This is a genomic window from Rhizobium sp. BK289, from assembly GCF_014193575.1.
GTDB lineage: Bacteria > Pseudomonadota > Alphaproteobacteria > Rhizobiales > Rhizobiaceae > Rhizobium > Rhizobium tropici_C.
This window is the reverse complement of record NZ_JACHZO010000006.1, coordinates 137,820-163,889: the sequence shown is the minus strand read 5'-3', so window position 1 is coordinate 163,889 and position 26,070 is coordinate 137,820. Positions and strand designations below refer to the sequence as shown.

31 protein-coding genes are annotated in these 26,070 nt (G+C 59.7%); 14 read left to right on the top strand and 17 right to left on the bottom strand.

Features of this window, described 5'->3' with window-relative positions; translation table 11 throughout:
• Window positions 1-44 precede the first annotated feature (44 nt).
• The 10 genes from FHT84_RS13645 to FHT84_RS13600 form a co-directional block, all read right to left on the bottom strand.
• Window positions 45-1,088, bottom strand: coding sequence for a Gfo/Idh/MocA family oxidoreductase (locus tag FHT84_RS13645; RefSeq protein WP_112340392.1), 1,044 nt, complete (start codon window positions 1,086-1,088; stop codon window positions 45-47).
• A gap of 8 nt (window positions 1,089-1,096) precedes the next feature.
• Window positions 1,097-1,882, bottom strand: coding sequence for a ThuA domain-containing protein (locus tag FHT84_RS13640; RefSeq protein ID WP_183762922.1), 786 nt, complete (start codon window positions 1,880-1,882; stop codon window positions 1,097-1,099).
• 165 nt (window positions 1,883-2,047) lie between these two features.
• On the bottom strand, window positions 2,048-2,389 hold the full coding sequence (locus FHT84_RS13635; RefSeq protein ID WP_112340394.1) for an SMR family transporter: 342 nt from the start codon (window positions 2,387-2,389) through the stop codon (window positions 2,048-2,050).
• Window positions 2,390-2,408: 19 nt separating this feature from the next.
• Window positions 2,409-2,972 (bottom strand): TetR/AcrR family transcriptional regulator, encoded by a 564-nt coding sequence (locus tag FHT84_RS13630; RefSeq protein ID WP_183762919.1) that lies wholly within the window; start codon window positions 2,970-2,972, stop codon window positions 2,409-2,411.
• A gap of 88 nt (window positions 2,973-3,060) precedes the next feature.
• A complete protein-coding gene (gene ugpC / locus FHT84_RS13625; protein WP_112340396.1) occupies window positions 3,061-4,149 on the bottom strand; it encodes a sn-glycerol-3-phosphate ABC transporter ATP-binding protein UgpC in 1,089 nt (362 codons plus the stop codon).
• A 90-nt stretch (window positions 4,150-4,239) separates the two neighbouring features.
• The gene (locus tag FHT84_RS13620) at window positions 4,240-5,115 is read right to left on the bottom strand and encodes a carbohydrate ABC transporter permease (RefSeq protein WP_112340397.1); all 876 of its coding nucleotides are present in this window, start codon (window positions 5,113-5,115) and stop codon (window positions 4,240-4,242) included.
• Window position 5,116: 1 nt separating this feature from the next.
• Window positions 5,117-6,022: a sugar ABC transporter permease gene (locus FHT84_RS13615; RefSeq protein WP_183762916.1), complete on the bottom strand. Its 906-nt coding sequence runs from the start codon at window positions 6,020-6,022 to the stop codon at window positions 5,117-5,119.
• Window positions 6,023-6,093: 71 nt separating this feature from the next.
• Window positions 6,094-7,362 carry an extracellular solute-binding protein gene (locus tag FHT84_RS13610; RefSeq protein ID WP_183762913.1) on the bottom strand — a complete coding sequence of 423 codons (1,269 nt, stop codon included), beginning with the start codon at window positions 7,360-7,362 and terminating at the stop codon, window positions 6,094-6,096.
• 237 nt (window positions 7,363-7,599) lie between these two features.
• Window positions 7,600-8,493 carry a sugar phosphate isomerase/epimerase gene (locus tag FHT84_RS13605; RefSeq protein ID WP_069611663.1) on the bottom strand — a complete coding sequence of 298 codons (894 nt, stop codon included), beginning with the start codon at window positions 8,491-8,493 and terminating at the stop codon, window positions 7,600-7,602.
• 7 nt (window positions 8,494-8,500) lie between these two features.
• Window positions 8,501-9,541, bottom strand: coding sequence for a Gfo/Idh/MocA family oxidoreductase (locus tag FHT84_RS13600; RefSeq protein WP_183762910.1), 1,041 nt, complete (start codon window positions 9,539-9,541; stop codon window positions 8,501-8,503).
• Between the two features lie 135 nt (window positions 9,542-9,676).
• Here FHT84_RS13600 and FHT84_RS13595 point away from each other — a divergent pair, with 135 nt between their 5' ends.
• The 3 genes from FHT84_RS13595 (at window position 9,677) to FHT84_RS13585 (ending at window position 11,582) form a co-directional block, all read left to right on the top strand.
• Complete coding sequence (locus FHT84_RS13595) at window positions 9,677-10,720, top strand: substrate-binding domain-containing protein (protein ID WP_112340401.1); 1,044 nt, start codon at window positions 9,677-9,679, stop codon at window positions 10,718-10,720.
• Window positions 10,721-10,807: 87 nt separating this feature from the next.
• Window positions 10,808-11,197, top strand: coding sequence for a group II truncated hemoglobin (locus FHT84_RS13590; protein ID WP_092711997.1), 390 nt, complete (start codon window positions 10,808-10,810; stop codon window positions 11,195-11,197).
• A 7-nt stretch (window positions 11,198-11,204) separates the two neighbouring features.
• Window positions 11,205-11,582 (top strand): DUF423 domain-containing protein, encoded by a 378-nt coding sequence (locus tag FHT84_RS13585; protein WP_112340402.1) that lies wholly within the window; start codon window positions 11,205-11,207, stop codon window positions 11,580-11,582.
• A gap of 35 nt (window positions 11,583-11,617) precedes the next feature.
• Here FHT84_RS13585 and FHT84_RS13580 read toward each other — a convergent pair whose 3' ends face one another.
• The 5 genes from FHT84_RS13580 to FHT84_RS13560 form a co-directional block, all read right to left on the bottom strand.
• On the bottom strand, window positions 11,618-11,932 hold the full coding sequence (locus FHT84_RS13580) for an antibiotic biosynthesis monooxygenase (protein ID WP_112340403.1): 315 nt from the start codon (window positions 11,930-11,932) through the stop codon (window positions 11,618-11,620).
• An 18-nt stretch (window positions 11,933-11,950) separates the two neighbouring features.
• Window positions 11,951-12,229 carry a hypothetical protein gene (locus tag FHT84_RS13575; RefSeq protein WP_112340404.1) on the bottom strand — a complete coding sequence of 93 codons (279 nt, stop codon included), beginning with the start codon at window positions 12,227-12,229 and terminating at the stop codon, window positions 11,951-11,953.
• A complete protein-coding gene (locus tag FHT84_RS13570; RefSeq protein WP_112340405.1) occupies window positions 12,226-12,624 on the bottom strand; it encodes a DUF2325 domain-containing protein in 399 nt (132 codons plus the stop codon). Before FHT84_RS13570 ends, FHT84_RS13575 begins: the two co-directional genes overlap by 4 nt.
• Before the next feature lie 136 nt (window positions 12,625-12,760).
• Entirely contained in the window at window positions 12,761-14,005 is a 1,245-nt protein-coding gene (locus FHT84_RS13565; RefSeq protein ID WP_169645321.1) for an energy transducer TonB, read from the bottom strand.
• Between the two features lie 4 nt (window positions 14,006-14,009).
• Complete coding sequence (locus FHT84_RS13560; RefSeq protein ID WP_112340406.1) at window positions 14,010-14,477, bottom strand: hypothetical protein; 468 nt, start codon at window positions 14,475-14,477, stop codon at window positions 14,010-14,012.
• 192 nt (window positions 14,478-14,669) lie between these two features.
• On the opposite strand from FHT84_RS13560, the gene FHT84_RS31760 reads away from it, so the two are divergent.
• The 7 genes from FHT84_RS31760 (at window position 14,670) to FHT84_RS13525 (ending at window position 19,698) form a co-directional block, all read left to right on the top strand.
• Window positions 14,670-14,843: a hemin uptake protein HemP gene (locus FHT84_RS31760; RefSeq protein ID WP_112340564.1), complete on the top strand. Its 174-nt coding sequence runs from the start codon at window positions 14,670-14,672 to the stop codon at window positions 14,841-14,843.
• A 9-nt stretch (window positions 14,844-14,852) separates the two neighbouring features.
• Window positions 14,853-15,908 (top strand): ChuX/HutX family heme-like substrate-binding protein, encoded by a 1,056-nt coding sequence (locus FHT84_RS13550; RefSeq protein ID WP_112340407.1) that lies wholly within the window; start codon window positions 14,853-14,855, stop codon window positions 15,906-15,908.
• 10 nt (window positions 15,909-15,918) lie between these two features.
• Window positions 15,919-16,851 (top strand): ABC transporter substrate-binding protein, encoded by a 933-nt coding sequence (locus FHT84_RS13545; protein WP_112340408.1) that lies wholly within the window; start codon window positions 15,919-15,921, stop codon window positions 16,849-16,851.
• Between the two features lie 37 nt (window positions 16,852-16,888).
• Window positions 16,889-17,962 (top strand): iron ABC transporter permease, encoded by a 1,074-nt coding sequence (locus FHT84_RS13540; RefSeq protein ID WP_183762953.1) that lies wholly within the window; start codon window positions 16,889-16,891, stop codon window positions 17,960-17,962.
• Window positions 17,963-17,969: 7 nt separating this feature from the next.
• On the top strand, window positions 17,970-18,761 hold the full coding sequence (locus tag FHT84_RS13535) for a heme ABC transporter ATP-binding protein (protein WP_112340410.1): 792 nt from the start codon (window positions 17,970-17,972) through the stop codon (window positions 18,759-18,761).
• A 172-nt stretch (window positions 18,762-18,933) separates the two neighbouring features.
• Window positions 18,934-19,284: a DUF883 family protein gene (locus FHT84_RS13530; protein WP_112340411.1), complete on the top strand. Its 351-nt coding sequence runs from the start codon at window positions 18,934-18,936 to the stop codon at window positions 19,282-19,284.
• 9 nt (window positions 19,285-19,293) lie between these two features.
• Window positions 19,294-19,698 (top strand): hypothetical protein, encoded by a 405-nt coding sequence (locus tag FHT84_RS13525; protein ID WP_112340412.1) that lies wholly within the window; start codon window positions 19,294-19,296, stop codon window positions 19,696-19,698.
• A 135-nt stretch (window positions 19,699-19,833) separates the two neighbouring features.
• Here the strand turns inward: FHT84_RS13525 and FHT84_RS13520 are convergent, their stop codons facing one another.
• Both FHT84_RS13520 and FHT84_RS13515 read right to left on the bottom strand, forming a co-directional pair.
• Complete coding sequence (locus FHT84_RS13520; RefSeq protein ID WP_112340413.1) at window positions 19,834-20,385, bottom strand: RNA polymerase sigma factor; 552 nt, start codon at window positions 20,383-20,385, stop codon at window positions 19,834-19,836.
• A gap of 12 nt (window positions 20,386-20,397) precedes the next feature.
• Window positions 20,398-20,604 carry a NepR family anti-sigma factor gene (locus FHT84_RS13515; RefSeq protein WP_112340414.1) on the bottom strand — a complete coding sequence of 69 codons (207 nt, stop codon included), beginning with the start codon at window positions 20,602-20,604 and terminating at the stop codon, window positions 20,398-20,400.
• A 261-nt stretch (window positions 20,605-20,865) separates the two neighbouring features.
• On the opposite strand from FHT84_RS13515, the gene FHT84_RS13510 reads away from it, so the two are divergent.
• From FHT84_RS13510 to preA, 4 genes are all read left to right on the top strand, one after another.
• Complete coding sequence (locus tag FHT84_RS13510) at window positions 20,866-21,660, top strand: response regulator (protein ID WP_112340415.1); 795 nt, start codon at window positions 20,866-20,868, stop codon at window positions 21,658-21,660.
• A 147-nt stretch (window positions 21,661-21,807) separates the two neighbouring features.
• Window positions 21,808-22,839 carry a sensor histidine kinase gene (locus FHT84_RS13505; RefSeq protein WP_112340416.1) on the top strand — a complete coding sequence of 344 codons (1,032 nt, stop codon included), beginning with the start codon at window positions 21,808-21,810 and terminating at the stop codon, window positions 22,837-22,839.
• 521 nt (window positions 22,840-23,360) lie between these two features.
• Window positions 23,361-24,719, top strand: a complete 1,359-nt coding sequence (locus tag FHT84_RS13500) for an NAD(P)-dependent oxidoreductase (protein WP_112340417.1) — start codon at window positions 23,361-23,363, stop codon at window positions 24,717-24,719.
• A gap of 13 nt (window positions 24,720-24,732) precedes the next feature.
• The gene (gene preA / locus FHT84_RS13495) at window positions 24,733-26,046 is read left to right on the top strand and encodes an NAD-dependent dihydropyrimidine dehydrogenase subunit PreA (RefSeq protein WP_112340418.1); all 1,314 of its coding nucleotides are present in this window, start codon (window positions 24,733-24,735) and stop codon (window positions 26,044-26,046) included.
• Window positions 26,047-26,070 lie beyond the last annotated feature (24 nt).

The following is a 26,070-nucleotide window of genomic DNA, read 5'->3' as shown; positions in this document are numbered from 1 at the left end:
TGGCCTGAAGATGGACTATTGCATATTAAACTGCTGCAGCGCCATCAGACCTTCAGTTCGCGCCGTTCGACTTCCGTCACCATGGCAAGATCCAGCACGCGCTGCAAGTTGGCCGCATGGCGGAAGCTCGGGTCCTGGCTGCTGCCGATCATGACAGCTTCAGCGAAGCGTTGATAATTGGTCAGGACCGGCTGCACTTCAAGCACCCTCCACGTGGCCGTTTCGGTGTCATCGCCAAGGCAGCCGCGCAATTCGGAACCGTTCGGGCTATGGGAGACTTCCAGGCCGCCGCGCTCGCCATAGATGCGCAGCTTCAACTCATTTAGATGCCCTGTCGCCCAGCGGCTCGCATGCACGACGCCGAGCGCACCGTTGGCAAAATCGACCGCCATCGAGAAGCTGTCGTTCGCATCAAGCGTATATTCGCCGATACGTTCACCGGGCGCTTTCTCGAAGGTCTTCAGACGGGCGAAGACGTGATCGATATCCGTCGCGGCGCCATAAGCGGCGAAATCGAGGATATGGATGCCGATATCGCCGAGTACGCCGTTCGAGCCATGCCCGGTCGACAGCCGCCAGAGCCATTTGGATTCACTGCGCCAGTCCCCCCAGGCCTTGGAGACGAGCCAGCTCTGCAGATAGGATGCCTCCACGTGCTTGACCGTGCCGATCTCGCCGGAGATCACCATCTCTCGGGCTTTTTGCAGTTGCGCGACATTGCGATAGGTCAGGTTGACCATGTTGATGACCCCTGCCCTTTCGGCGGCTTCCGTCATCTCGAGCGCCTTTTGATAATTCTCCGCGAGCGGCTTCTCGCAGAGAACATGCTTGCCGGCGGCAAGCAGTGGCAGGGTCGTCGGATGGTGAGCCTTATCCGGCGTGACATTGGTCGCCGCATCGAATTCGCCCCAGGCAAGCGCCTCGTCCAGCGACAAAAAGCGCTTCTCGATATCGAACGTATCGCAAAAGGCGGTGAGCCTCGTCGCATCCGTATCGACGGCGCCGACGATTTCGACGCCAGGAATACGGGCGAAATGCTCCACATGGTTCTTCGCCATGCCGCCCGTGCCAACTACTATGAGACGCATATGATACCTCAGCGATAACCGGCTTCGCCGGCCTGGTGCAGTTTCGGGCCGCGTTCGACGATCGGCTCCAGTGCTTTTTCGACCGGTACGTTCGGCGCATCATGGATGCTGGCCTGGGTGCCGAGTGGGTTGTAGGCCCACTTCACGGAATTGATCAGGACTTTCTGAACCGTGCCGTTGTGATAGGTCGGATAGGTTTCGTGACCCGGGCGGAAATAGAAGATGTTGCCGGCGCCGCGGCGCCAGGTCATGCCAGACCGGAAGACTTCGCCGCCCTGGAACCAGGAGATGAACACGGTTTCCAGCGGTTCCGGAACGGAGAATTGTTCGCCGTACATTTCCTCATTCTCAAGCTCGAAATGCTCGTCAAGACCGGCTGCGATCGGGTGGCGGGGATTGATGACCCAGAGGCGCTCACGCTCACCGGCTTCGCGCCACTTCAGCGCGCAGGGCGTACCCATCAGGCGCTTGAAGACTTTGGAGAAATGGCCGGAATGCAGAACGATGAGGCCCATGCCCTCCCACACCCGCTTTGCCACACGCTCGACGACTTCGTCCTTGACGGCGCCATGATCCTTGTGGCCCCACCACAAAAGGACATCGGTATCTTTCAGACGGGCTTCGCTGAGGCCATGCTCCGGCTCCTGCAGCGTTGCAGTGGACGCTTCGATACCGGCGTCGGCGTTCAATGCCTTGGCGATGGTATTGTGCATGCCCTCCGGATAGATCTCGGCAACGACCTTGTTTGTCTGCTCATGAATGTTCTCGCCCCAAACGACGGCACGAATAGTCATTTCGGCACTCCTCTTATACCATAGAAATTGAATGGGTTTATGCAATCCAAAGCGCTTTGGGAAAGCGCCGTACTTCAAGCCTCCATCAGCCCGCCCGCGGCAAGAGATAAAGCCTCCCCGTGAATTTGACAAAGACAAAAACGACCATAGACAACACCTGTGTTTTCAGTGCGACACGGATTTTGAAAAGAGATTGACGACGAGTACGCCGGCAATGATCAGACCCAGGCCAATGACAGCGGCAAGGTCAAGTTTCTGGCGGAAAAGCACGACCCCCACCATCGAAATCAGCACGATACCGAGCGCGCTCCATATGGCGTAGGCAATGCCAACCGGGATGACGCGCAACGTCACCGAAAGACAATAGAAGGCGGCCGTATAGCAGATCACCAGAACCACCGTCGGGCCGAGGCGGGTGAACTGCTGCGACATCTGCAATGCCGTCGTGCCGACCACCTCCAGCACGATCGCGACCAGCAGCATTGCATACACGGATGCGTTCGCCATTCCATTGTCTCCGATAAGGTTAGAGCTGGGTCAGCTCGATCAGCCGGTTGATCAGCTTCTGACGGGCGCTTTCGTCCATGTCGTGGCTGCCAAGCAGGTCGGCGAGCCAGATCCCATCGGCCGCCAGTCTGACGATTGCCGCGTCCACCGAGGAATCCGTACCGATATATTCCTCACTGCGTTCGCGCACCCATGCGTGCCACCGCTGCCGCAATTGCGGCTCGGTCAGCAGCACCATCGTCACCTGCGCCCAGTCCTTCGCACCTTCGGGCTGATCGCGCAGCGCCAGGCAGGCATGCAGGTAGCCGCGGGTAAAGCGGCCATGCGGCAACGGATCGGCGCGCATCGCTTCCTCGATTGCCGCATCCAGCCGCTCCAGCAGGCTGTCGAACAGCGCTTCCAGCAGCATGTTCTTGCTGGGAAAATGATGCAGCAAACCGCCCTTGCTGACCCCGGACGCTCCGGAAACGGCGTCCAGCGTCACCGCCGTCATCCCCTTTTCGGAAGCAAGACGCGCCGCGACCTCCAGCAACTGCTGGCGAACGAACAAGGGCTGCTTCTTTCTGTGGTGCGCGGTGGACATGGCGATATAACATACCAGTTGGACGGTTTCGTCAACGGCCGACTTGATTGCCTCTGAACCTTATCGAACGTTTGTGTTCCTCCCTCCCTTAGTTTACGGAATGATGGGCCGCATCATTCTCATCGAAGATGCTTACCTTTGCGGCATCGACGGTGAAGGCGATCGGCGAGCCGGTCGTGATCGTCGTCATGCCAGGATCCGTGCCGATGATCTTCGAACCGTCCTTGAGCCGGACGTGAACGAGCGAACGGTCGCCCAGGCGTTCGATGGTCTCGACCTGCCCCCCGATATCGCCCTTCTCCGCCGTCGTAACGACCAGATGCTCCGGACGGATGCCGAGCGTCAGTCCGGAATTCGAAAGGCCATTGAGCGCAACAGCCGTCTTGATGATCGAACCATCCGGCAACCTCGCAGTCGCCAGCCCGCCTGCCTCGCCAACTTCTGCTATATTGATGAAGTTCATACCCGGCGATCCAACGAACTGGGCGACGTAACGCGTCGCCGGGCGCGTATAGATCTCGACCGGAGTCGCCACTTGCTCGATCTTCTTGTTGTTCAAGAGCACGATACGGTCGGCAAGCGTCATCGCCTCCACCTGGTCATGGGTGACGAAGACCATGGTCGCGCCCAATCGCTCATGCAGCTGCGCCAACTCGACGCGCGTACGCGTGCGCAGGCCGGCATCGAGGTTGGAGAGCGGCTCGTCGAAAAGGAAGACGTCAGGCTCGCGCACGATGGCGCGGCCGATCGCGACACGCTGGCGCTGGCCGCCGGAGAGTGCCGAGGGCTTGCGATCAAGAAGGTGCGGCATTTCCAGGATCTTTGCCGCTTCTTCGATGCGTCTTGCGATCTCATGCTTGGGCGTTTTGATATTTTTCAAGCCGAAGGACATGTTGTCTCGAACGGTCATGTGCGGATAGAGCGCATAGGATTGGAAGACCATCGATACGCCGCGCTCGCCGGGCGGCAGCTGGTCGACCCGCTTTCCGCCGATCCAGATCTCCCCGCTGGTGATCGTCTCGAGACCTGCAATCATGCGCAGCAAGGTCGACTTGCCGCAGCCCGAGCCGCCGAGGAAGACGACGAACTCGCCGCGCTCGATCGTCAGATCGATGTCGTTCAGAACCTGCACGGCACCGAAATGCTTGGTGAGGGATTTGATATTGATACCTGCCACTTTACGCCTCCTGCGGAAAATCGAACTTATCGAACTTGCCATTCGTCGCGCCCGCCCGGCGGCTTTCGCCGAACGGGGCTTCCGCATTGGTTATTTGACGGCACCTACCGCGACACCGCGCGTCAGCGTCCGTTGGAAAATAAGGAAGAAGATGATCGTCGGCGTTATGCCAAGCAGAGAAGCCGCCGCAATCGCGGTCGGATCCTGCGTATTGGCGCCTGTCAGCACGCCCATGGCAACCGAGATGGTTTGATTGTTGTTGGAGACCAGAAACACAAGCGGGATCAGGAATTCGTTCCACGTCCAGATGAAGAAGAAGGTCGCAAGCACTGCGAGCGTCGGGCGCAGCACCGGCACGATCACCATCCAGAGAATCTGCCACCGCGTCGCATTGTCGATCTGCGCAGCCTCGATGATCTCGCGCGGGAAGGTCGCCAGCACCGAAGACAGAAGATAGGTTCCGAATGCGGTATGCAGCACGCCGATGATCAGGATAACCGAGAGCATCGAGTCGAACAGGCCGACCTGCTTTGACATATAGTAGAGCGGATAGACCAATGCCTCCTGCGGCGCCATAATGGATATCAGCAGCAGGACGAGAAGCCCTTGCCCGCCTCTAACGCGTCCTATGCCGATGGCATAGGCATTCAGGAGACTGAGGACGACGGCCAGAATGGCGGTGCATCCGCTGATGAGAATACTGTTGAAGAGCTTCCGGGGGAAATCGACGGTCGCCCAGAAGTTCTTGAGTGCCGTCAGATCGAAGCTGTGCGGAAGAGCAAGCGGACCGTTGGCGGCATAGTCGGAGGGCGTCTTGATGGCGTTGACTGCCGCGAGAAAGAACGGAAAGAGCGTGCCAGCAAGGAAAACCAGCAGAATGCCCAGAACGACCCAGCGGCCGAAGCCCCTTCTTACGCGATGCTCCGTCGAAGCGATATGTGTGGAAATCGAGGATGCCGTTGCCATCTCAATGCCCTCCTTCGGCCTGCTTCGACTGCATACGCAGGAAGAGGATGCCGAGTATGATGGTCATGACTGTCTGCAGCGTCGCGATGGCTGCCGCATATCCGACGCGGTTCGTCGTGAAGAAATGGTAATATGACAGATAGGATGGAACCGTTGTCGCATTGTCCGGTCCGCCTGACGTCAGAACATAGATCGGCGCAAAGACCTTGAGGGCTGCAATCAGCGTCGTCAGCGCGACGACGAAAATTTCAGGCATCAGCATCGGGATTGTGATGGCGCGGAAACGCGCGAACCAGCTCGCATTGTCGAGCTCGGCGGCCTCGTAGAGCGAAGGATCGACGCGAGCCAATCCGGACATGAACACGACCAGGCAATAGCCCACCTGAACCCAGACGATGACGGCCGAAACCGCCCACAGCGCATAAGTGGCATCTCCCAGCCAGTTCTTCGCCATGAAATCGAGGCCGATTGCCTTGAGCACCGCATTGATGATGCCGATGGGGTTGAGAATCCATGCCCACAATACGCCGGCTGCGGTCAGCGGCAGGATCTGCGGCAGGTAGAAGCCTGCGCGAAAGAAGCTCGACCATGTCTGGCTGAATTGTGCACTGATATAATCGAACAGCACCGCCGCCAGCACCAGCCCCAATATGATGGGCACGATCGTCATCGAGATGATGAACAGCAGCGTATGCTGGATGGAACCCCAGAAAGCCGCATCGTGAAGCAGCCGCTGGTAATTCTCAAAGCCAACATATCGCGGCGGAATGACGCCGCCCTTCCATGTCGTGAAGCTGATGGCGAAATTGGCAATCAGCGGAACGAGCACGACAAGAACAAACCCCAGCACGCCGGGGATCATATAGAAATAGTACCCCGCCCTGCCGGCGCTCTTCGACTTATCCATCGAAATCCTCCAGTCCGATACGGCAAGGCGGCATGAAAGCCGTCTTGCCGTTGTGATTGTCGCCGATGGTGTTACTGCGCCGCCTGCACGTCGTCATAGGCCTTCTTCAGACGCTCCGCGAACTGATCCGGCGTGGTCGAACCGTTGACCAGACCCGTGGTCGCCTGGATCAGCAGTTCGTAGTAGCCAGGTACCGGCCAGTCCGGATAGAAGCCGAGGCCGCCCTTGCTGGAGATCTGGTTGAAGAGCTCGACATTACGCTTGCCGACCTCATCGGTGACCGAGGCCGGATCGGCGGCAATGGCAACGCCACCGAGATTGGCCTGCAGGTTCTGGTTTTCCTTGCTCAGGACGAGATCGATGAACTCGTAGGAGAGATCCTTGTTCTTGGCGCTCTTCGGCACCATGAACAGGTTGCCGGTCGAACCCACGCTGTACTTCGGGGTCGGGAAGATGAACTGGCTCCACTTGAAGTTCTTGATCGAACTTGCGAAATTGCCGTTGTTCCAGGTGCCGCTGACGAACATCGGAGCTGTGCCGGACGAGAAGAGATTGTCGGCGCCGCCGGTACCCTTCAGGCCGGTCGAGTCCTTCGAAATATAACCCTTGCTCACCCAGTCGGCGATCTTCTGAGCGGCAAACAGGAAGGGTTTGGTATCGAGCGGTGCCTTGAGCCCCTGATAATTCTTGACCCAGGTGTCGTCGGCTTGCGTCAGGGCCAGCGTATAGACCAGATGCTGCGCGTTGGAATCCACCGTACCATAGGCAAGCGGCGTAATGCCCTTCTTCTTGAAAGTGTCCAGCGCGGCTTCGAACTCGTCCAGCGTGGTCGGCACTTTCACGCCGTTGGCCTGGAACATGTCGATATTGTAGAAAACCGAAACGAATTCGCCATAGACCGGGATGCCGACAATCGGACCGGAGCCGTAGATGCCGTTGCCATCATATTTGCTGAGCTGGCTATTGGTTTCGTTGAGGATCTTGTCCCATCCGCGCGATTTGAATTGATCGTCGAGCGGCGTCAGCAGGCCCTGCGAGGCGACGAGGCCAGCCGTGGCATTGCCCTTGTTGTATTCCAGGATATCAGGCGCCTGATCCGAATTGAGAATGAGGCTGCCTGCCTTCTGCAATTGCTCGAAAGTCTTCTGTTCGAAATTGATCGTAACGTCGGGATGCTTGGCTTTCAGCTCTTCGAGCGCCTTGGTCCATGCCTTGGCCTGCGAAGTATCCGGCAGTTCGAACCACCAGACGTTAAATGTCTTGCTCTGGGCCTGCGCCACACCGGCGGCAAGCAGAAGCGACATGCCGGCGGAGATCGCCAGCTTCGAAAAAATATTCATACATTCTCCTCCACCATGCGAACCGTGACGGTATCTATCCGATGACATGGCCCGCGCTGCCATCGGCGTTTTCCTCTCGCCTGCACCAAGCGCCCGCCTATCCCAAGGGACAAGGTGCGGACGCTCGACAGTTCCTCCGTTGGGGTATCCCGTCATGCCCTAAGCGTCGATCACTCAGGACATTTCATTAACGCACAACTTGCCTCTTAAATCGATGCAGTTTTGCAAATGCATGCATTACTCGACGAAGTCCCCACCCCGGCTTGCCTTGAGATAGTTCAGGCCATGAACCTGGCCAGTCATTTCCAGCGCATCGCGATAGACGGGATCATGCCAGCCTTCGATGTCGATCGAACCGGACCAGCCGGCGAGACGCAGCTCGGAAATGATGTCGGTCCAGTTGCTGTCGCCAAAGCCCGGCGTGCGCATGAAGACGAACTTCTCCTTGCCGAAGATGCCGTGCTCCTTGATGACATCCCAGCGGATGGTCGCATCCTTGCCGTGAACGTGGAAAATCTTTTTCGCCCACTTGCGGATCTGCGGCAGCGGCTCGATCAGATAGACCATCTGATGGCACGGCTCCCACTCCAGGCCGAGATTGTCGTCCGGGGTCTCGTTGAACATCAGCTCCCAGGCATCCGGATTATGCGCGATGTTCCAATCGCCGGTCGCCCAGTTGCCGTCCATGGCGCAATTTTCGAAGGCGATCTTGATGCCCTTGTCGGCCGCACGCTTGGCAAGCTCGCTCCAGACCTGCTTGTAGCGCGGCAGGCTGTCTGTGAGCGGCTGGTTGCGGATACGGCCGGTGAAGCCGGCGACGCAGGTCGCGCCGAAATGATGGGCGTTGTCGATGCAGTCCTTCCAGCCCTGCAGCGTCTGCAGGTCCATCTCACGCTCTTCGAGCGGATTGCCGAACATGCCGAGAGTCGAGATCGTGATGTCGCGGTCGCCGATGGCCTCGCGGCAACGCTTGCCGAGTTCCGCAAGGTTCTGGCCGTTGGTGCTCTGCCAGAAGAACGGCTCGAAACTTTCGAAGCCCAGATCGGCGATCTTGGCGATGTTTTGGGCGGCATCCTCGTTCGTCGCCCTGATCATCGTGCCGATGCGGATGGCCTTTGCCGGATTTGTCATGATGTCATTATCCTTGTGCTGAAATGTCGACGCGCCGGCCGGTCTTGGCGCTCTCGATGGCGCCCAAAACCATGGCGAGGCTGCGAATGTTGTCATGGCTTGCGGTCTCAGGCGGCTTGCCGGTCTTGATCGCTTGGATGAAGGAGGCGATGACGCTGGCATGGCCGTGCGTCTCCTCCTCGTGCCTAGGTCCGGGAACCTCGATCGGAGTGAATCCATGCAGCAGGCCCGGCTCGTTGCCGGCGACAGCGGCCTCGAAATTCTCCTCGCCATCCCAGGTCAGCATGCCCTTGCTGCCGGTGAGCCGCCACTCACTTTCCCAGCTCGTGCGCCGGCCCTCGGCACACCAGGAGCCGCGATAGCTGAAGACGACGTCGTCGGAAAAATCGAAGAGCGCATGCGCCGATGCGCCATGCTTGTACCAGGAGCCTACCGGGTTCTTTTCAAGGCAATAGACCGAGAGCGGCACCTTGCCGGACACGAAGCGAGCGGCATCGAAGGTATGGATCGCCATATCGAGCAGCAGCACATTGTCCATTTCCTCGCGGAAGCCACCGAAATGCGGACCCAGGAAGAAATCGCAATGAACGCCCGTCAGCTCGCCGATCGCCCCCTCCTCCACAAAGCGTCGCAGGCGACGGATTCCGGAGATAAAGCGACGATTCTGAATGATGGCATGAACCTTGCCGGCCTCAGCGGCGAGATCGATCAGCGCTGCGCCCTCGGCGAGCGACGTAGCCATCGGCTTTTCGCTCAAGACGTGACAGCCGGCCTTCAGCGCCGTCGAAACCACGCCGAAACGAGCGGCCGGAATAACGACGTCGAAGACCAAGTCCGCCTTGGTCGCTGCAATGACCTCGGCGAGATCGGAGCCGATGACGGCATGATCGAGAGAGAATTCTTTCGCAAGATTTTCAGCGGTCGCTCGATTGAGATCGACCAGACCGACGATCTGAATGGATTCGGCAAGCGCCGGTGTCGAGGTGATGGCCCTGAGCCAGCCCTTGGACATAGCTCCGCACCCGCACAAAATGGCATTAAATTTCACGATGTCCTCCTGCGGGCCGTGCATTACCCCTCATGACACGCGCTCCGTAAACGTTTACGATACTATGCGAAAAGATTTTCCTGTGTCAATAGAGGAGGACTCTGGAAAGTGGCGCATGGAGGAAAACTGCGGCCGATGAAGGGAATTCGTCAGCTTGCCGAGCATCTCGATATCTCGATCGGCACGGTATCACGCGCATTGAACGGCAAGCCCGATGTCAACGAGGAGACCCGCAAGCGCGTTCTCGCCGCCGCCGAGCAGCTCGGCTATGTCGCCAACCAATCCGGACGCAGCCTGCGGCAGGGTACGACGAACGTCATCGGCCTGATGATCCAGTCAAGCCGGGAAACGGTTGAAAACAGCGACAACTTCTTCCTGACCGTGACGGGCGGGCTGCAGAGCGTTTTCTCGCGGCATAACCTCGATTTGATCATGCTCCCGTGTCCACATGACGAAGACCCTTATGAATATCTGAAGCGTATGGTGGCGCGGCGTATTGCCGATGCGATGATCATTTCGGAAACGCAGCGCGTCGACAAGCGCTTCGATCTGCTCGCCAAGGCAAAGATCCCGTTTGCAGCGCTTGGCCGCAGTCTTTCCGGCGCGCAGCATGCCTGGGCCGACCTCGATTTTGCCGGCGTCGCCAATGCGGCCGTCGACCGGCTCGTCGCACACGGACATCGCCGCATTGCCATCAGCGCGCCGGCAAGCGATATCAATCTCGGTTTCATCTTCGTGGAAGGCTATCGCCGGGCGCTGGAGCGGCACGGCATCCCTTATGATCCTGCTCTGGTCCTTCGCGCCAAATCGAGCGAACAGGGTGGTTACCAGGTTGGCGACGAACTGCTGGAGCTGCAAGACAGGCCGACCGCCGTGATCCTGATCTACGAATTGATGGCGATCGGCTTCTATCGGCGCGTGATGGAAGCCGGCATCATCCCTGGGCGCGATATTGCGGTCGTCAGCTTCCGTGAGGCGCCGCGCGCCAAATTCCTGCAGCCGGCGCTGACCTGCTTTCGCACGTCCGTGCACGATCTTGGCGTCGAACTGGCGGAAATCCTGCTTTCCAGCATGCCCGCCTATAGTCAGGAATACCCCAGGAAGACACGCCAAACGGTGTGGCCGCTCGAGCTCATCCCCGGGGAAAGCGATGCATTTCATCTGACGACCGAAAGATAAGGCAGCGCCGAAACGCCGCACAGCCATTCCGAGGTTGCGACTTCGCCCGTCAATTGCCATGTAGACATCGCAAACAGGGGCCTGGGCTTGAGCGAAGAAACCATCACACTTTACGAAGCGATCGGCGGCGACCGAACCGTACGGGCGCTGACTGCGCGCTTTTACGAACTGATGGATACGCTGCCGGAGGCGGCCAATTGCCGTGCCGTGCATCCGCCGAGCCTCGAAGGCTCGCAGGAAAAATTCTACGAATATCTGACCGGCTATCTCGGCGGGCCGCAGCTCTATATCGAGAAGCGCGGCCATCCTCGCCTGCGCAGTCGCCACTTCGTTGCCGCCATCGGCCCGAAGGAGCGCGATGAATGGCTGCTATGCTTCCGCCGGGCTATGGATGAAACCATCGAGAATGAAAAGCTGCGGGCTATCATCTGGGAACCGGTTGAGCGTCTGGCTTTCCACATGCAGAACAGGGAATGAGGAAAACATGAGAATCGGCGCCATAATCCGTCCGGTCACCCTGTTTATCGCCGGCATTCTCGGCGGCGGCGGTGTGGCGCTTGCCGCAGCCGCGACCCATGGTGGCGACACGCATTTCCTCGGCGCGGCTTCCACCATGAGCCTTGCCCACGCCCCTGCCCTTCTGGCGCTCTATGCCGGCTATGATCGTATCCGCACGGCGCCGGCGGCAGCTATCCTGCTAGGGTTGGGAACGCTGGTTTTCGCCGGTGATCTCGTCAACAGGCATTTCGGCGGTGGCTCGCTCTTTCCGATGGCTGCACCGACAGGTGGAATGGGTATGATCGCCGGATGGGCGGCGGTAGCGCTCGGCGCTTTCTTCAGAACCGGTGCGACCAAGGCCTGAGAGAGACCTATCTTGCCGAGGTAGGTGACGCTGCCTCAAATCCCCGGCACGACAGCAAAACCTTCGAATTGCGGCGGCCCCCAATAGAGCCGCTTGTTATCGGCCGCGTTGCGGTGGGCCATGCGAAAATGCTCGGATTTCGTCCAATTCAGAAACGCCTCTTCGCTGTGCCAGGTCGTGTGCGAGGAAAACAACGTATAGCCCTCCTCCACGCTCGATTTTCCGCGCAATAGGCGGAATTCGAGAAAACCTGGGACTTCCGATAATCGTGAATCGCGGCCTCTCCAAACCTCTTCGAATTCGCCCTCCAAACCGATGACGACCTTGAAGCGGTTCATGGCGATATACATGGCAACCTCGTTCGACGATCAGACCTTCTTGCGATGGCCTACAGTCTTATCTACGGCAGGCGCAAAGGCAACGACATTTGCGCCATTGCGGCTTGCTTCATCGAGCGGCTGCTCCGGCGCCTCTCCCGGCGGCCGCGTCCTCCAGGCTGGAAATGTCGCGACATTGGCGGCCCGCCGTTGTTCCTCGGCGCGGCGCATCAGCAATTCATAGAGTTCGGGCACCAGGCCATCGCCGTTCTGTGCGGCCAGCTTGTGCAGGCCGATCAGCAGAAACCCGTCAGGGCCATGATCGATCATCGGGAAGCATCTCGTTCGTTCATGGTCTGCAGCGCTCGCTCGAGGCTCGACTTGCTGCCATTGCGCAAAGGGATAAACGCCTTGCCGAATTTCTTGCAGCCCGTCTTCACCCGCAGGCAGGCGTCGTGGCTGATGCAATCGATCGGGCAGAACACACAGTCGACCGATGGCAGCACGGTATCGATCCGCGATACCGCTTCGCGCAGGCCGCCATCATGATGGATCAGCTCGGCGCCGAAGCTGCTGGCGATCTCTCGCAGATGCGCCACCTGGCAATCGCGCCCACCCACATAGAGGAAGCTGCGTCCATCGAGAGTGGATTTTCCGGAAACCGGTGCCGTTGTCTGCGCCTCACGGCTCTCGCGGCCAGAATCCTTCTTCCCCTTACGCGCCATGCATCACCCGCTTGCTGGTTGCTCTTATGCCCTCGACTCCATCGAGCGCGATGGCGACCATATTAAACTTGATTTTTGCAGTAAAGTATAAAGTTGAGAATTTTCATCATATTTTAAAGCAGTGCCGGCGCAAGGGCTAGCGCCCGCCGACCTGAACCGCTTGCATGAACGGCCAGGTCGGCCTGCCCCACTCCGAAGGCAACGGTGGAAATGGCGCCGCATTCCGGATCTGCTCCATCACGGCCTGATCCAATCCGGAGTCTCCGGAGCTACGTGCCACGGAAAGAGAACGAAGCTCGCCACCGGAACCAATCGTCAAGTTTATAACGAGTGTCAGGCCCTTTTCATATTTCGAGGAGACCCGTTGAACATAGCGCCGAATACGAGATTGCACTTTGCCTTTATAGTTTGCGACAGCGGCATCACCCGAACCCGTGCGGCGAGCATTTACTTGCGAACTTGCGTCGGACTGTGCGGTCTCGACACCATCGGCAGAGCCTCGCTTGGTATCCTCCCGGCTCTCCCCTCGTGACCCCGACTTTGCCTTGGCGACCTTTGCAACCGGCCTCTTGATTTCCTTCGGCTTCTCGATTGGCTTCGGTTTTTCTACAGGCGTTGCCACTGCCGTGGGCGGCTCTACCGGCTGGGCTTCGACGACCTCAGTCTCCATGGGCTGCACCGGTTCGGCGGGCTGAACCACCGTCGTCTCGGCCGGTGCCTGCGTCGCCAATATCTGCGGCTGCTCCGGCACGACTGTCATTGGTTGAGCCTGCTCGACAGGTTCAACACTTTGCACCTGCTGCGTCTCGACTTCCTGTGGCTGAACGACGTCCGGCTGCGGTGGCTGAGTCTCTTCCGGCGCTACCTCGCTTGGCTGAACCGTTTGCGGCTGCACGGCCTCGGCCGTCACCTGTTCCGGTTCGCTCTGCGGCGTCTCCTCGCCGGCGGCCATCTGATCGGTATCGGAATTGCCGATCATGATGACGCTGACAGTGTCGCCGGCTTCCTCCTGCGCCTCTTCCGGCGCCGCCACGAAGGTCAGCAACACCACGGCAACGATCGCGGCATGAAACAGGCAGGACCCCATACCGGAGAAAAGCAGTGACGTCCTATGCCCGGCAACAACGTCGCGCGGCCTTTCGGGCAGCGCGTCCATCGGCAGGTGCTCCGCCGTCTCGACGGGCGCGGCTTCGCCTGGATGATCCGGAAAGGAACTGATCTCACTAAATCGACTGTAATGCGCCACTGCTTCGCCGGCCGGCGGTCGCGGCGTGCCCTCAAGGCCGGTCAGCTCGTGGCCCGGCAGCATACTCGGATGGTTGTCATTCAAGCCGCCGTTGCCGCGGCGTTCCATGGAAACCCTGGCCGAGCGTGTCGCCATGGCTTCAGCCCTCGAAGGGAACTGATGTCTGGGAACGGGTGGTCAGCGCCGCCTTGCATTCGCCGGCTGCCGGGCCATCACAGACCGGCGTATCATTGATGATGATGCGCGATACGGTCTCGCACTTCACGCCGGGCATATCGAATTGCCGTACTCGCTTCTTGCCGAGCGGCAGGTCGCGAAAATCGAGAACGGTAACGCGATCGACCGCGTTCTTGTCGTTGAAGAAGGCGAGTTCGAAGGAAATCTTGCTGATTGGCGTCGCCATGTCGTTTTCGGCGACGAAGGTCATCATGCACCCCTTCTGCGAAGGCGCCAGTGCATTGAGCTCGACGTCGAGCTTGTGTGCGGCGGCCGGAGCTGCCGATGCAGGCGCCGCTGCCGCATTCGCATCCTGGGCGGATGCGGGAATGGAGGATGCCGCGGCAAACAGCCCCGAGATAGCGAGCGCCAGGATCGTTTTCGTCAGCATCGGCATGCCTCCTGAATATGTTTTGACGCTTACCTCCGGGCCGACGGCCCTCGCGTGTAGCGTCGAAATTTTTAAACTTGACTTTGTCAGTCTCCTATTGCGTGTTTATGAAACCATGAGTATGAGAGTCAAGATAAATTTGGTCGCACGACGGTTCGGCCCCCGATGAATTTTCAGGCAAAACTAAACAGGATGATTGCTGAGAAGCCCCCTACGCCGCCGGTGCAGTGCATGGCCGCACCGCAGGTAAGAATTGTCGAGAGCACGGATATTTTCCGGGGCCAGACCGAAATCATGATCAGGCACGAGGGCGTCATCTACCGCATGAAGATTACGCGCCAAGGCAAACTCATACTCAACAAATAGGCATGACAGATGACTGATACGACCCGACCGACCCCTGCCGAAATCCGGGCCTTCCGCGCCGAAAACCCGAAGATGCGCGAGCGCGACATCGCTGCCCGCCTCGATATTTCCGAAGCTGCTCTGGTTGCAGCGGAAGTCGGCATTTCCGCCATCCGCATCGACGCCAATGTCGATCGCTTTTTGGAGCGGATCGCCTCGCTCGGCGAGATCATGGCGCTGTCGCGCAATGAAAGCGCCGTGCATGAGAAAATCGGCGTCTATGAAAACATGAAATTCGGCGCGCAGGCGGCCATCGTGCTTGGGGAAAATATCGACCTGCGCATCTTCCCGAAGCGCTGGGTGCATGGTTTTGCCGTCACCAAGACCGATGGCGATCAGAAAAAACTGAGCCTGCAGTTCTTCGACAAGGCCGGCGATGCCGTCCACAAGGTGCATCTGCGCCCCGCCTCGAATGTTGAAGCCTATCACACCATGGTCGCCGAACTGCGCATCGAGGACCAGTCGCAGGAATTCATTGAAGACCGCTCGGGCTATGACAGCGGCGCGACGGATGGCGATGTCACCCGCGACGAACTGCGCGACCACTGGAGCCGGATGACCGACACGCACGAATTCTTCGGCATGCTGAAGAAGCTGAAGATCGGCCGTCAGGACGCAATCCGCACCGTCGGCGACGATTATGCATGGAAGCTGGATACCGGCGCTGTCGCCGAGATGATGCACGCCTGCGTGCGCGAGGGGCTGCCGATCATGTGCTTCGTGGCCAACGAGGGCACTGTGCAGATCCATTCCGGCCCGATCTTCAACGTGCAGACCATGGGTCCCTGGATCAACGTCATGGACCCGACCTTCCATCTGCACCTGCGGCTGGATCACATCGCCGAGGCATGGGTGGTGCGCAAGCCGACCAAGGACGGCCATGTCACCTCGCTCGAGGCCTACAACGCCCAAGGCGAGATGATTATCCAGTTCTTCGGCAAGCGGAAAGAAGGCTTCGATGAGCGCCCCGATTGGCGCGCCATCCTGGAGAGCCTGACGAGATCAGGCACCAGCGTTGCCGCGTGAGAGATGGTCCATGACGATGTTTAAGAACTTGAAGCGCATCAGGCTGTGGGAGGTCGCACTCACCATGGTGGTGATGGCCCTGCCGCTCGTGCCGGCCAATCCGATCTCCAGCTTCGGCAGCCTGGTGCGCCAGGCGCATGCGGCCGAAACGCCCAAGCCGGATACGTCGCGCCTCGTTTCCATCGGCGGTGATATCACGGAGATCGTCTATGCGCTCGGCGAGGAAAAGCGGCTCATCGCCCGCGATTCCACCAGCCTCTATCCGAAAGAAGCGACCAAGCTTCCCGATGTCGGCTATATGCGTGCCCTGTCTCCAGAAGGCATCCTCGCCGTCAATCCGACCGCCATCATCGCCGTCGAGGGTTCCGGCCCGCCGGAAGCCCTGGCCGTGCTGCGCAATGCCAGCCTGCCCTTCGAAACCGTGCCGCAGCACTATGACCGTGACGGCATTCTGAAGAAGATAGAGACCGTCGGCGCACTGCTCGGCGTACCGGAAAAGGCGAAGGCACTGGAAGACAAGGTTGCGGCCGATCTCGATGCGGCAATCGCTGACTCCGCCAAGCGTCCGGAGGACGAGCGCAAGCGCGTGCTCTTCGTGCTCAGCAATCAGAATGGCAAGATCCTCGCATCCGGTAGCAACACGGCCGCCGATGGCATCATCAAACTCACCGGCGCCGTCAATGCGATCAGCGGCTTTTCCGGTTACAAGTCGGTGACGGACGAAGCGATCATCGAAGCCAAGCCCGACGTCATCCTCATCATGGATCGCGAAGGGCCTCTGTCGATATCGGATGAGGACCTGCTGAAGCAGCCGGCCATTTCACTGACGCCGGCCGCCGGCCGCAAAGCGATCGTTCGCATGGACGGCCTGTACCTGCTCGGCTTCGGACCACGCACGGCCAGCGCCATTCGCGAGTTGAACGCCGCGATTTACGGAGGCTGACGTGGCATTCAACGATGCTGTGGCGGGATTGAAGCAGATGTCGCAAACCACGGCACGCCGCCGCGCGGGGGATCGCACCGCACGTGCCATCCTCGTCATCGCCGGTCTCGCTCTGGTTTCCGCCGCTGCATTTTTCTTCTCCATCATGACAGGCGCCTCGAATGCTTCGGTGTTCGACGTGATGACAGGCATGCTGGGCGGCAGCGTGGAAAGCGCACTCAGCAACCGCGACCGTATCGTCATTTTCGACATCCGCCTGCCCCGCGCCATGCTTGGCTTCCTGATCGGCGGTGGATTGGCGGTATCGGGTGCGGTCATGCAGGGCCTGTTCCGCAACCCGCTGGCCGATCCGGGTCTGATTGGCGTGTCCGCCGGCTCCAGCCTCGGCGCCGTGTCCATGATCGTCCTCGGCGGTGGCGTGCTTGCTCCGGTCGCGCATCTTTTCGGCATCTTCGCGCTGCCGCTCGCAGCTTTTATCGGCGGCCTGGTAACGACCATTCTGCTCTACAGGATAGCAACCAGGCAGGGACAGACATCCATCGCGACCATGCTGCTTGCGGGCATCGCCCTCGGGTCTCTCGCTCTCGCGGCAACAGGAATCCTCATCTACATGGCCGACGACCGGCAATTGCGCGATCTCACCTTTTGGAGCATGGGATCGCTGGCGGGCTCGACCTGGAGCAAGGTCAGCGGTGCCGGCCCTATCATCGTCCTTTCCCTTCTGCCGCTTCCCTTCATGGCACGCGGCTTGAATGCACTGACGCTCGGCGAGGCTGCTGCCTTCCATATGGGGATATCAGTGCAGCGGCTGAAGAATATCGCTGTAGTCAGCGTGGCGGCTGCAGTCGGCGCCTCCGTCGCCGTCAGCGGCGGCATCGGCTTCGTCGGTATTGTGGTGCCGCATATTCTGCGTATGGTCATCGGACCCGACCACCGCTTCCTGCTGCCGGCGTCCGCGCTGCTCGGCGGCTCGTTGCTGATCGTGGCCGATGTCGTTGCCCGCACCATCGTGTCTCCGGCGGAATTGCCGATCGGCATCCTGACGGCCGGTGTCGGCGGCCCCTTCTTTCTGTGGATGCTGCTGCGGCAGCGCTCGCGCCTCAGCCTGTGAACCTGCGATGATCGAAGTCTCCAATCTGAGCGTCCGGCTTTCCGGCAAGGCGGTCGTGCAGGATATATCCTTCACGGCCGAGGCCGGAACGCTGACTGCGATCTGCGGGCCGAACGGCTCCGGCAAGACCACTACGATGAAAGCGATCTCCGGCGAACTGGCCTATCGCGGCTCCGCGCAGGTGAACGGCGCGGAGATCGGCAGGCTGGAAGCCTGGCAGCTCGCCGAAACGCGCGGGGTCCTGCCGCAGGCAAGCTCCATCTCCTTTCCCTTCACTGTCCGTGAGATCGTTCGCATGGGTCTGACAAGGGGGCGCAACCGTCACCCCGAACAAGCGGATCGCACGGCTGCGGAGGCCCTCGCCGCCGTCGATCTTGGCGGCTTTGAAGGACGTTTCTACCAGGAGCTTTCCGGCGGCGAACAGCAGCGCGTGCAGCTTGCCCGCGTGCTCTGCCAGATTCCTGAACCCGTCGTCGACGGCAAGCCCTGCTGGATGCTTCTCGACGAGCCGGTCTCCAGCCTCGATATCAGTCACCAGATCACCATCATGACGCTTGCCCGGCAGTTCTGCCGGCGGGGCGGCGGCGTCATCGCCGTGATGCACGATCTCAACCTGACCGCACTCTTCGCCGACCGAATGATCCTGCTCAAGGACGGCCGGCTGCGGGCCAAGGGCGCCGTCAAAGACGTGTTGACGGACCGGCATCTCCAGGAGGTCTTCGGCTGCAATCTAAGGGTCAACCGCATTCCTGCCGACGGTGCCCCCTTCGTTCTAGCTCACAGTGCGCTGATCGACTGACCCTGCTTCCACCGGCCTTTCCGGAACTTTTTGCTGCACCCGCGCGTTGAAACCATGTGATCGAAATCGATGTTTCGAACGCTTGATTGTCTGGTGCGTTGGATAATTTCCGATCATCGCGACCAACAGGGTGTCCCCAGGGGCGCCGAAGCAAAGCGAAAGGGAGCTGAACATGGCTACATCCATTCTCCATTCGGTGCGCGGCAAGCGCAATGGCAGCAGCCTGCATGATGTCGAGGCAAGCATTGAGGAGCAGATCGAATCGCTGCGCGAGGAAGTTGCAGCTTTCGCCAAGCTGATCGGTGAAAACAGCGCCAAGCAAAGCAGGAAGCTACGCGCCAGCGCCGAGTCCGGTTTCGATGATCTGGCGGTTCGCGGCGAGGAGCTGCTGCGGGAGCTCCAGCGCGGCTATGCAAGGGGCTCGCGCGAAATGCGCAGGACCGTCCGGCAGCATCCCGTCGCTACCGTCGGGGCGGCGGCTGCTTTCGGCCTTGCCATCGCCCTGCTTCTATCTCGCCGCTAGGGTGGCGGGATGATCGCCCCGATCCTTGGCCTGCTTCTGTCAGGCATGTTCAACCGCACCGTTGCGCGGACCAAGCGCAACGGTATTTTCATCGCCATTGCGGCTCTTCTCCTGCTGACGGCCTATGCCTTCGCGCTGATCTCGGCGGCCATCTGGCTCGCGACGATCTACGGCGCGGCCATCTCGGCCCTGCTGATTGCGGCAGGCGCATTGCTGCTCGGACTGATCGTCCTTGTCATCATGGCGATCATCAACCAGCAGGAACAGCGCCGCGCCCGCGAACGCCGGCTGGCAATGGAGTCGATGGCAGCGGCAGCTCTTGGCCTTGTGCGCAAGCAGCCGCTGATGACCGCAGCCGTTGCAGCGGCCCTCGTATTCGGCAACCTCTTCGCCACGAGCGACGATGACGATTGACCCGCCAGCCTTCAACGCCTGCTGGGCGTTGAAGAAAATCGCGGGCAATACATCGGAGCGCGCCAAGCAGGCACAATGCCACGAATGAAATGATCCAGTGGAAGAGAAGACCCGGTCGAGAGACTGGGTTTTCTGTTAGAAGGCGAACGCCTTGGAGGTCAGCGGCGCTGACGTGGCATCCGGACCGAAATCCGCCTCGCCGGAAATATCCAGCAGTTCCTGCAGGCGCTGGCGGGCGCGGTTGACGCGGCTCTTGATGGTGCCGACGGCGCATCCGCAAATTTCGGCGGCTTCCTCATAGGAGAATCCTGAAGCGCCTACCAAGATGATGGCTTCGCGCTGATCCGGCGGCAGCTGATCCAGCGCTTTGCGAAAATCCTGCAGATCGACCGCCCCATATTGAGAGGGATGAGTTGCCATGGATTCGGTAAACACGCCGTCGCTGTCCTGTACCTCGCGGCCGCTTTTGCGCATCTGGCTGTAGAGTTCGTTTCGCAGGATGGTAAAGAGCCAGGCTTTCATATTCGTGCCCATCTCGAAATGATCCTGCTTGGCCCATGCCTTCATGATCGTGTCCTGGACAAGATCATCGGCGCGATCGTGGCGGCCGGTCAGGGAAATGGCGAATGCTCGCAGGCTCGGAAGGGCCGCAAGGAGTTCGCGCTTGAAGCTTGATTGCGTTTCCATCACGCCCACCTCCTATTCGGAGACCTTTGCGGAAGCCAGGCGCTCGGCCTGATCAAGCTTCTCGAGCAGATCGAGAAAGCGATCGGGAATGGCTTCGTCCTGCATGGCGGCATAAAACGAACGCAGCCGGTTGCCGATTTGGTTGTTGGGGTCGAGGATATCCACCGCGCGCAGGTCTGATGTCTTCTTGTCTGCGTCCTCGTGATTTTGGATAGTCATTATAGCCCGCTCGCTTCTTAATTGTCTCGCGTTCATGGATAAGCGCACCCTTTGCCTCCCGTCAGGAGACAGATTGACCTCATCCAAACATATTGCCTAACGAATCGTAAAGGATGAGATCTGCCGATTGTAAGCATTGTAATGCGACTGCCTAAAAAAAGTTCCGCCAAAGAGGAACTTTTTTACTCAATTGACGTTTGTTAGTCATTGCAGCGTCCGCGCTGTATTTAATTAGAATTTGATAAAAGGCGGGAGCCATTGATGACACTTTCGACACGCATTGCGCCGCATCTTCCCTATTTGCGGCGTTATTCACGTGCTTTGACCGGAACGCAGACGTCGGGAGACGCCTATGTTGCTGCGGTTTTGGAAGCCATCATCGCTGACATCTCCATCTTTCCGGACACGGACAGCGACCGTGTTGCACTCTATAAACTGTTCACGAAGCTGTTCGGTTCCGTGACTCTTCAGATTCCCGAGCCGATGTCGCCCTTTGCCTGGGAACAGCGCGCCTCGGTGAACCTTTCCAAGGTGTCTCCGCTTGCCCGCCAGGCATTCCTGCTTGCCTCCGTCGAAAGTTTCCGTCTCGGCGAGATCGCCGATATCCTGGACGTCTCTGAAAGCGAGGCCATGCATCTTCTCGATACGGCCTCCCAGGAAATCTCGCGCCAGGTGGCGACGGATATCATGATCATCGAGGATGAGCCGCTGATCGCGATGGATATCGAGCAGATGGTGGAAAGCCTGGGACATCGCGTCACCGGCATCGCCCGCACGCATGCCGAAGCCGTCGCTCTCTATAATGCGACAAAGCCCAACATGGTGCTTGCCGACATCCAGCTCGCGGACGGCAGTTCGGGTATCGACGCCGTCAACGACATTCTCAAGACCGCCAGCATACCGGTGATCTTCATCACCGCCTTCCCGGAGCGGCTGCTGACGGGCGAACGGCCGGAGCCGACCTTCCTTGTAACCAAGCCATTCAATCCCGACATGGTGAAGGCCCTGATCAGCCAGGCCCTTTTCTTCAACGAAACCACAAAGGTGGCTGCCTGATCGAAGTGCCCCCTCCGCAGCGGAACAAAGATAACGGCCGGACGTTGCCGTTCAGACCGGCCGGTTTACCGACTGTTATGCAGCGCGATTTAATAGGTCGGTTCGAGTTCTTGGAAATGAGAATGCCCTATCGGCGGGCTTCTCAAAATGCGAGTGAAAGGCAAGCCGGTGAATACGTCTGAACCATTACCCGGTGCGCCTTTGAGCTTGGAAGGCAAAGCGGCTCTGATGGAGCGGGCGCTTGCGAGCGCCAACGTGTCCATCCTGTTTCAGGATGTAAATTTAGCGATCCGTTTCGCCGACAACCTGCCGGACCAGCTGCGGCCATCCCTTGTCATCGGAGGCAACGACTCGCATCTGTTCGGCGAAAAGGATGGCGAGCATCTCTTGCGCCTGAAGCAGGGCGTGCTCGAAAGCGGCAAGTCCGCAACCGCCGAGGTTGAGATGGCAAGCGGCGACGGCGTTCGCGTCTATGAGCTGAAGATGGAGCGCATCGGCGGGCGAAAGGCGCAAGGTGTGCTGTCGGTCATTTCCGAAATCACCGAGAGCCGCCATCGCGAAAAAGTTCTGAAATCGCTGCTGCGCGAACTGTCGCATCGTTCCAAGAACCTGCTGGCGATCATACAGGGTATTGCCACGCAGACCGCGCGCCACACGCTTTCCGTCGACAATTTCCTCATCAAGTTCCGTGGTCGCCTGCAATCTCTCTCGAATTCGCAGGATCTCATCACGGATTCGAGCTGGCGCGGTGCGTATCTGTTCGAACTTGCGGAAAAGCAGTTCGCTCCCTACTGGCCAGATGCCGGCGTGCCGATGCCGATTTATGGAATCAATGCGCATCTGACGCCCAATGCAGCCGTGCATCTGGGGCTGGCGCTGCACGAACTGATCGTCAATTCCGCCTCACACGGCGCGATTTCGACGGGCGCCACCAGCATCACGCTGAATTGCAAGGAGGCCGAACTCGACGGCAAGAAGGCAATCGAGGTAGCCTGGTCGGAGCGCTTCTATGCGCCTTCCGATCACGAATTCGAGGATAACAGCTTCAGCCGTACGGTGCTCGAGCGCGTCGTGCCGACCTCGATGAACGGCCGCGCCGATTTCGCCATCACGGACGGCAGCATCGGCTATCGCCTTACCATTCCCGAGACTGAGTACGAGATCCTGAGGCGCCGCTGAGGCGCCGCCCGCCTTCAAGACGCGCCAAGCTGTAACACTTTGAAATTATGCAGGAGACAAAGGAAAACAGCCAGTGCGAGGGCGGCGCACTGGCTGCTTTGCACTCATCGGGAGGGGACCGTGAGTATAATCCTGAGATGTTATTGGGCGTGCATCAGGAGATGCGATCATCGTCAGGATACCGTCATAACGACGCTGGGGACCCTTGGTTCCATGCCACCCAAGAAAAAATTCACCTATTCTTCATATTCTTCCCAACGCCAAGGCGCGGATAGCGCTTCGATCGCCGTCCCGCTGGGAGAGCGAGATGGCCACCTCTTCGGAATTCTTTTCACCGTCAGCCAAATAAAGCCAGCGAAAGCATGGGTTGAACGATCACGATCGATCGAAGCCGCATGTTTCCTCACACGGTTCGCCGCACGTTCGGCGACCCACGCAAGGACAAAATTTTACCGTTTGATAAATTTTTTAAGCTGAGTTACCGTTCCAGTACTAGCCGTTTACTATAAGAGGGAACTTCAATGGGACGACTGGAAACTGGGATTCATAAAGGCAGGCTCACGCCCGCCGAATATGATGCGAACTTTTCCGATCTTCACCCGCGCCTCACCAAACACGAGGCGCTGGTCGCATCCGACCGATGCTATTTCTGCTACGACGCGCCGTGCATGACGGCCTGTCCCACCTCCATCGACATTCCGATGTTCATCCGCCAGATCTCGACGGGCAATCCCATCGGCTCGGCCAAGACGATCTTCGATCAGAACATCCTCGGCGGCATGTGCGCCCGAGTCTGTCCCACCGAACAGCTCTGCGAGCAGGCTTGCGTGCGCAACACTGCCGAAGAGCGCCCGGTCGAGATCGGGCGCCTGCAGCGCTATGCAACCGACGTGGCGATGGCGGAGAACAAGCAGTTCTATTCTCGTGCCGAATCCACTGGCAAGAAGATCGCCGTCATCGGCGCTGGCCCAGCCGGCCTTGCCTGCGCGCACCGTCTCGCCGTCAATGGGCATGACGTTACCATCTTCGATGCCCGCGAAAAGGCCGGCGGTCTGAACGAATACGGCATCGCCACTTACAAGGCGGTCGACGATTTCGCTCAGAAGGAAGTCGATTACGTCCTCGCGATCGGCGGTATCGAGGTGAAGAACGGTCAGGCGCTTGGCCGCGATTTCAGCCTCTCGGACCTCTCCCAGCAATACGACGCCGTCTTCCTCGGCCTCGGCCTTGCCGGCGTCAACGCGCTCCGCGCCGAAGGCGAGGATCTCGAGGGCGTCGCCGATGCTGTTGCATACATCGCCGAACTGCGCCAGGCCGGTAACAAGGCCGATATCGCCATCGGCCGCCGCGTCGTCGTTCTCGGCGGCGGCATGACCGCGATCGACGCAGCCGTGCAGGCAAAACTGCTCGGCGCCGAAGAGGTGACGATCTGCTATCGCCGCGGCAAGGAACACATGAACGCCTCGGAATTCGAGCAGAATCTGGCCGCCTCCAAGGGCGTCATCATCCGCCATTGGCTCGCCCCGAAGCGTATCCTCGACAAGGATGGCAAGGTCGCCGGGATCGAGGTCGAATATACCGAGTTGCGTGACGGCAAGCTCGTTGGTACCGGCGATGTCGGCGTCATCGCCGCCGACCAGATCTTCAAGGCGATCGGCCAGACGTTCGAGGCTTCAGGCCTCGGCGCGCTGCGCATGGAATCCGGCCGCATCGCCATCGATGGCGAAGGCCGCACCTCGCTCGAAGGCGTGTGGGCCGGCGGCGACTGCGTGCTTGGCGGCGATGACCTGACGGTCTCGGCCGTGGCACAGGGCCGCGACGCGGCCGAATCCATCAACCGTGCGCTCGCTGCCGCCACGCCGGCCGCTGCAGTCGCCTGAAAGGAGAACCGACATGGCTGATCTCCGCAATAATTTCGTTGGCATCAAATCCCCGAACCCGTTCTGGCTGGCGTCCGCGCCGCCGACCGACAAAGCCTACAATGTCGAGCGCGCCTTCAAGGCGGGCTGGGGCGGTGTCGTCTGGAAGACGCTCGGCGAAGAAGGACCGCCAGTCGTCAACGTCAACGGCCCGCGCTATGGCGCGATCTGGGGTGCCGACCGCCGCCTGCTCGGTCTCAACAATATCGAACTGATCACCGACCGCGACCTCTACACCAACCTGCGCGAAATGAAGCAGGTGAAGAAGAACTGGCCGGATCGCGCGCTGATCGCCTCGATCATGGTCCCCTGCGTCGAGGATGCCTGGAAGGCGATCCTGCCGCTGGTCGAGGAAACGGAAGCCGACGGTATCGAACTCAACTTCGGCTGTCCCCACGGCATGTCCGAGCGCGGCATGGGCTCTGCGGTCGGACAGGTGCCGGAATATATCGAAATGGTCGTGCGCTGGTGCAAGCAGTACACGCGCATGCCCGTCATCACCAAGCTGACACCCAATATCACCGACATCCGCAAGCCCGCCCGCGCCGCCAAGGCCGGCGGCACCGATGCCGTGTCGCTGATCAACACGATCAATTCGATCGTCTCGGTCGACCTCGACAATTTCGCTCCGAACCCGACCGTCGGCGGCAAGGGCAGCCATGGCGGCTATTGCGGCCCGGCGGTGAAGCCGATCGCGCTGAACATGGTCGCCGAGATCGCCCGCGATCCGGAAACCTACGGTCTGCCGATCTCCGGTATCGGCGGCATCACCACCTGGCGCGACGCGGCCGAATTCCTGGCGCTCGGCGCCGGCAACGTGCAGGTCTGCACGGCGGCTATGACTTATGGCTTCAAGATCGTCGAGGAGATGATCACCGGCCTTTCCGACTGGATGGACGAGAAGGGACATCGCAGCCTGGACGATATCATCGCCCGCGCCGTGCCGAATGTCTCCGACTGGCAGTATCTGAACCTCAACTATATCGCCAAGGCGAAGATCGACCAGGATGCCTGCATCAAGTGCGGCCGCTGTCACATCGCCTGCGAGGACACCTCGCATCAGGCGATCACCAACTTCGTCGATGGCGTCAGGCGCTTCGAGGTGATGGAAGAAGAATGCGTCGGCTGCAATCTCTGCGTCAACGTCTGCCCGGTCGAGAACTGCATCACCATGGAAGAACTGCCGGCAGGCGCTCTCGACAAGCGCACCGGCAAGATCGTCGACCCCAACTACGCCAACTGGACGACCCATCCGAACAATCCAATGGCTCGTCAGGCGGCGGAATAGTAGCTGTAGATATGAGCACCCGCC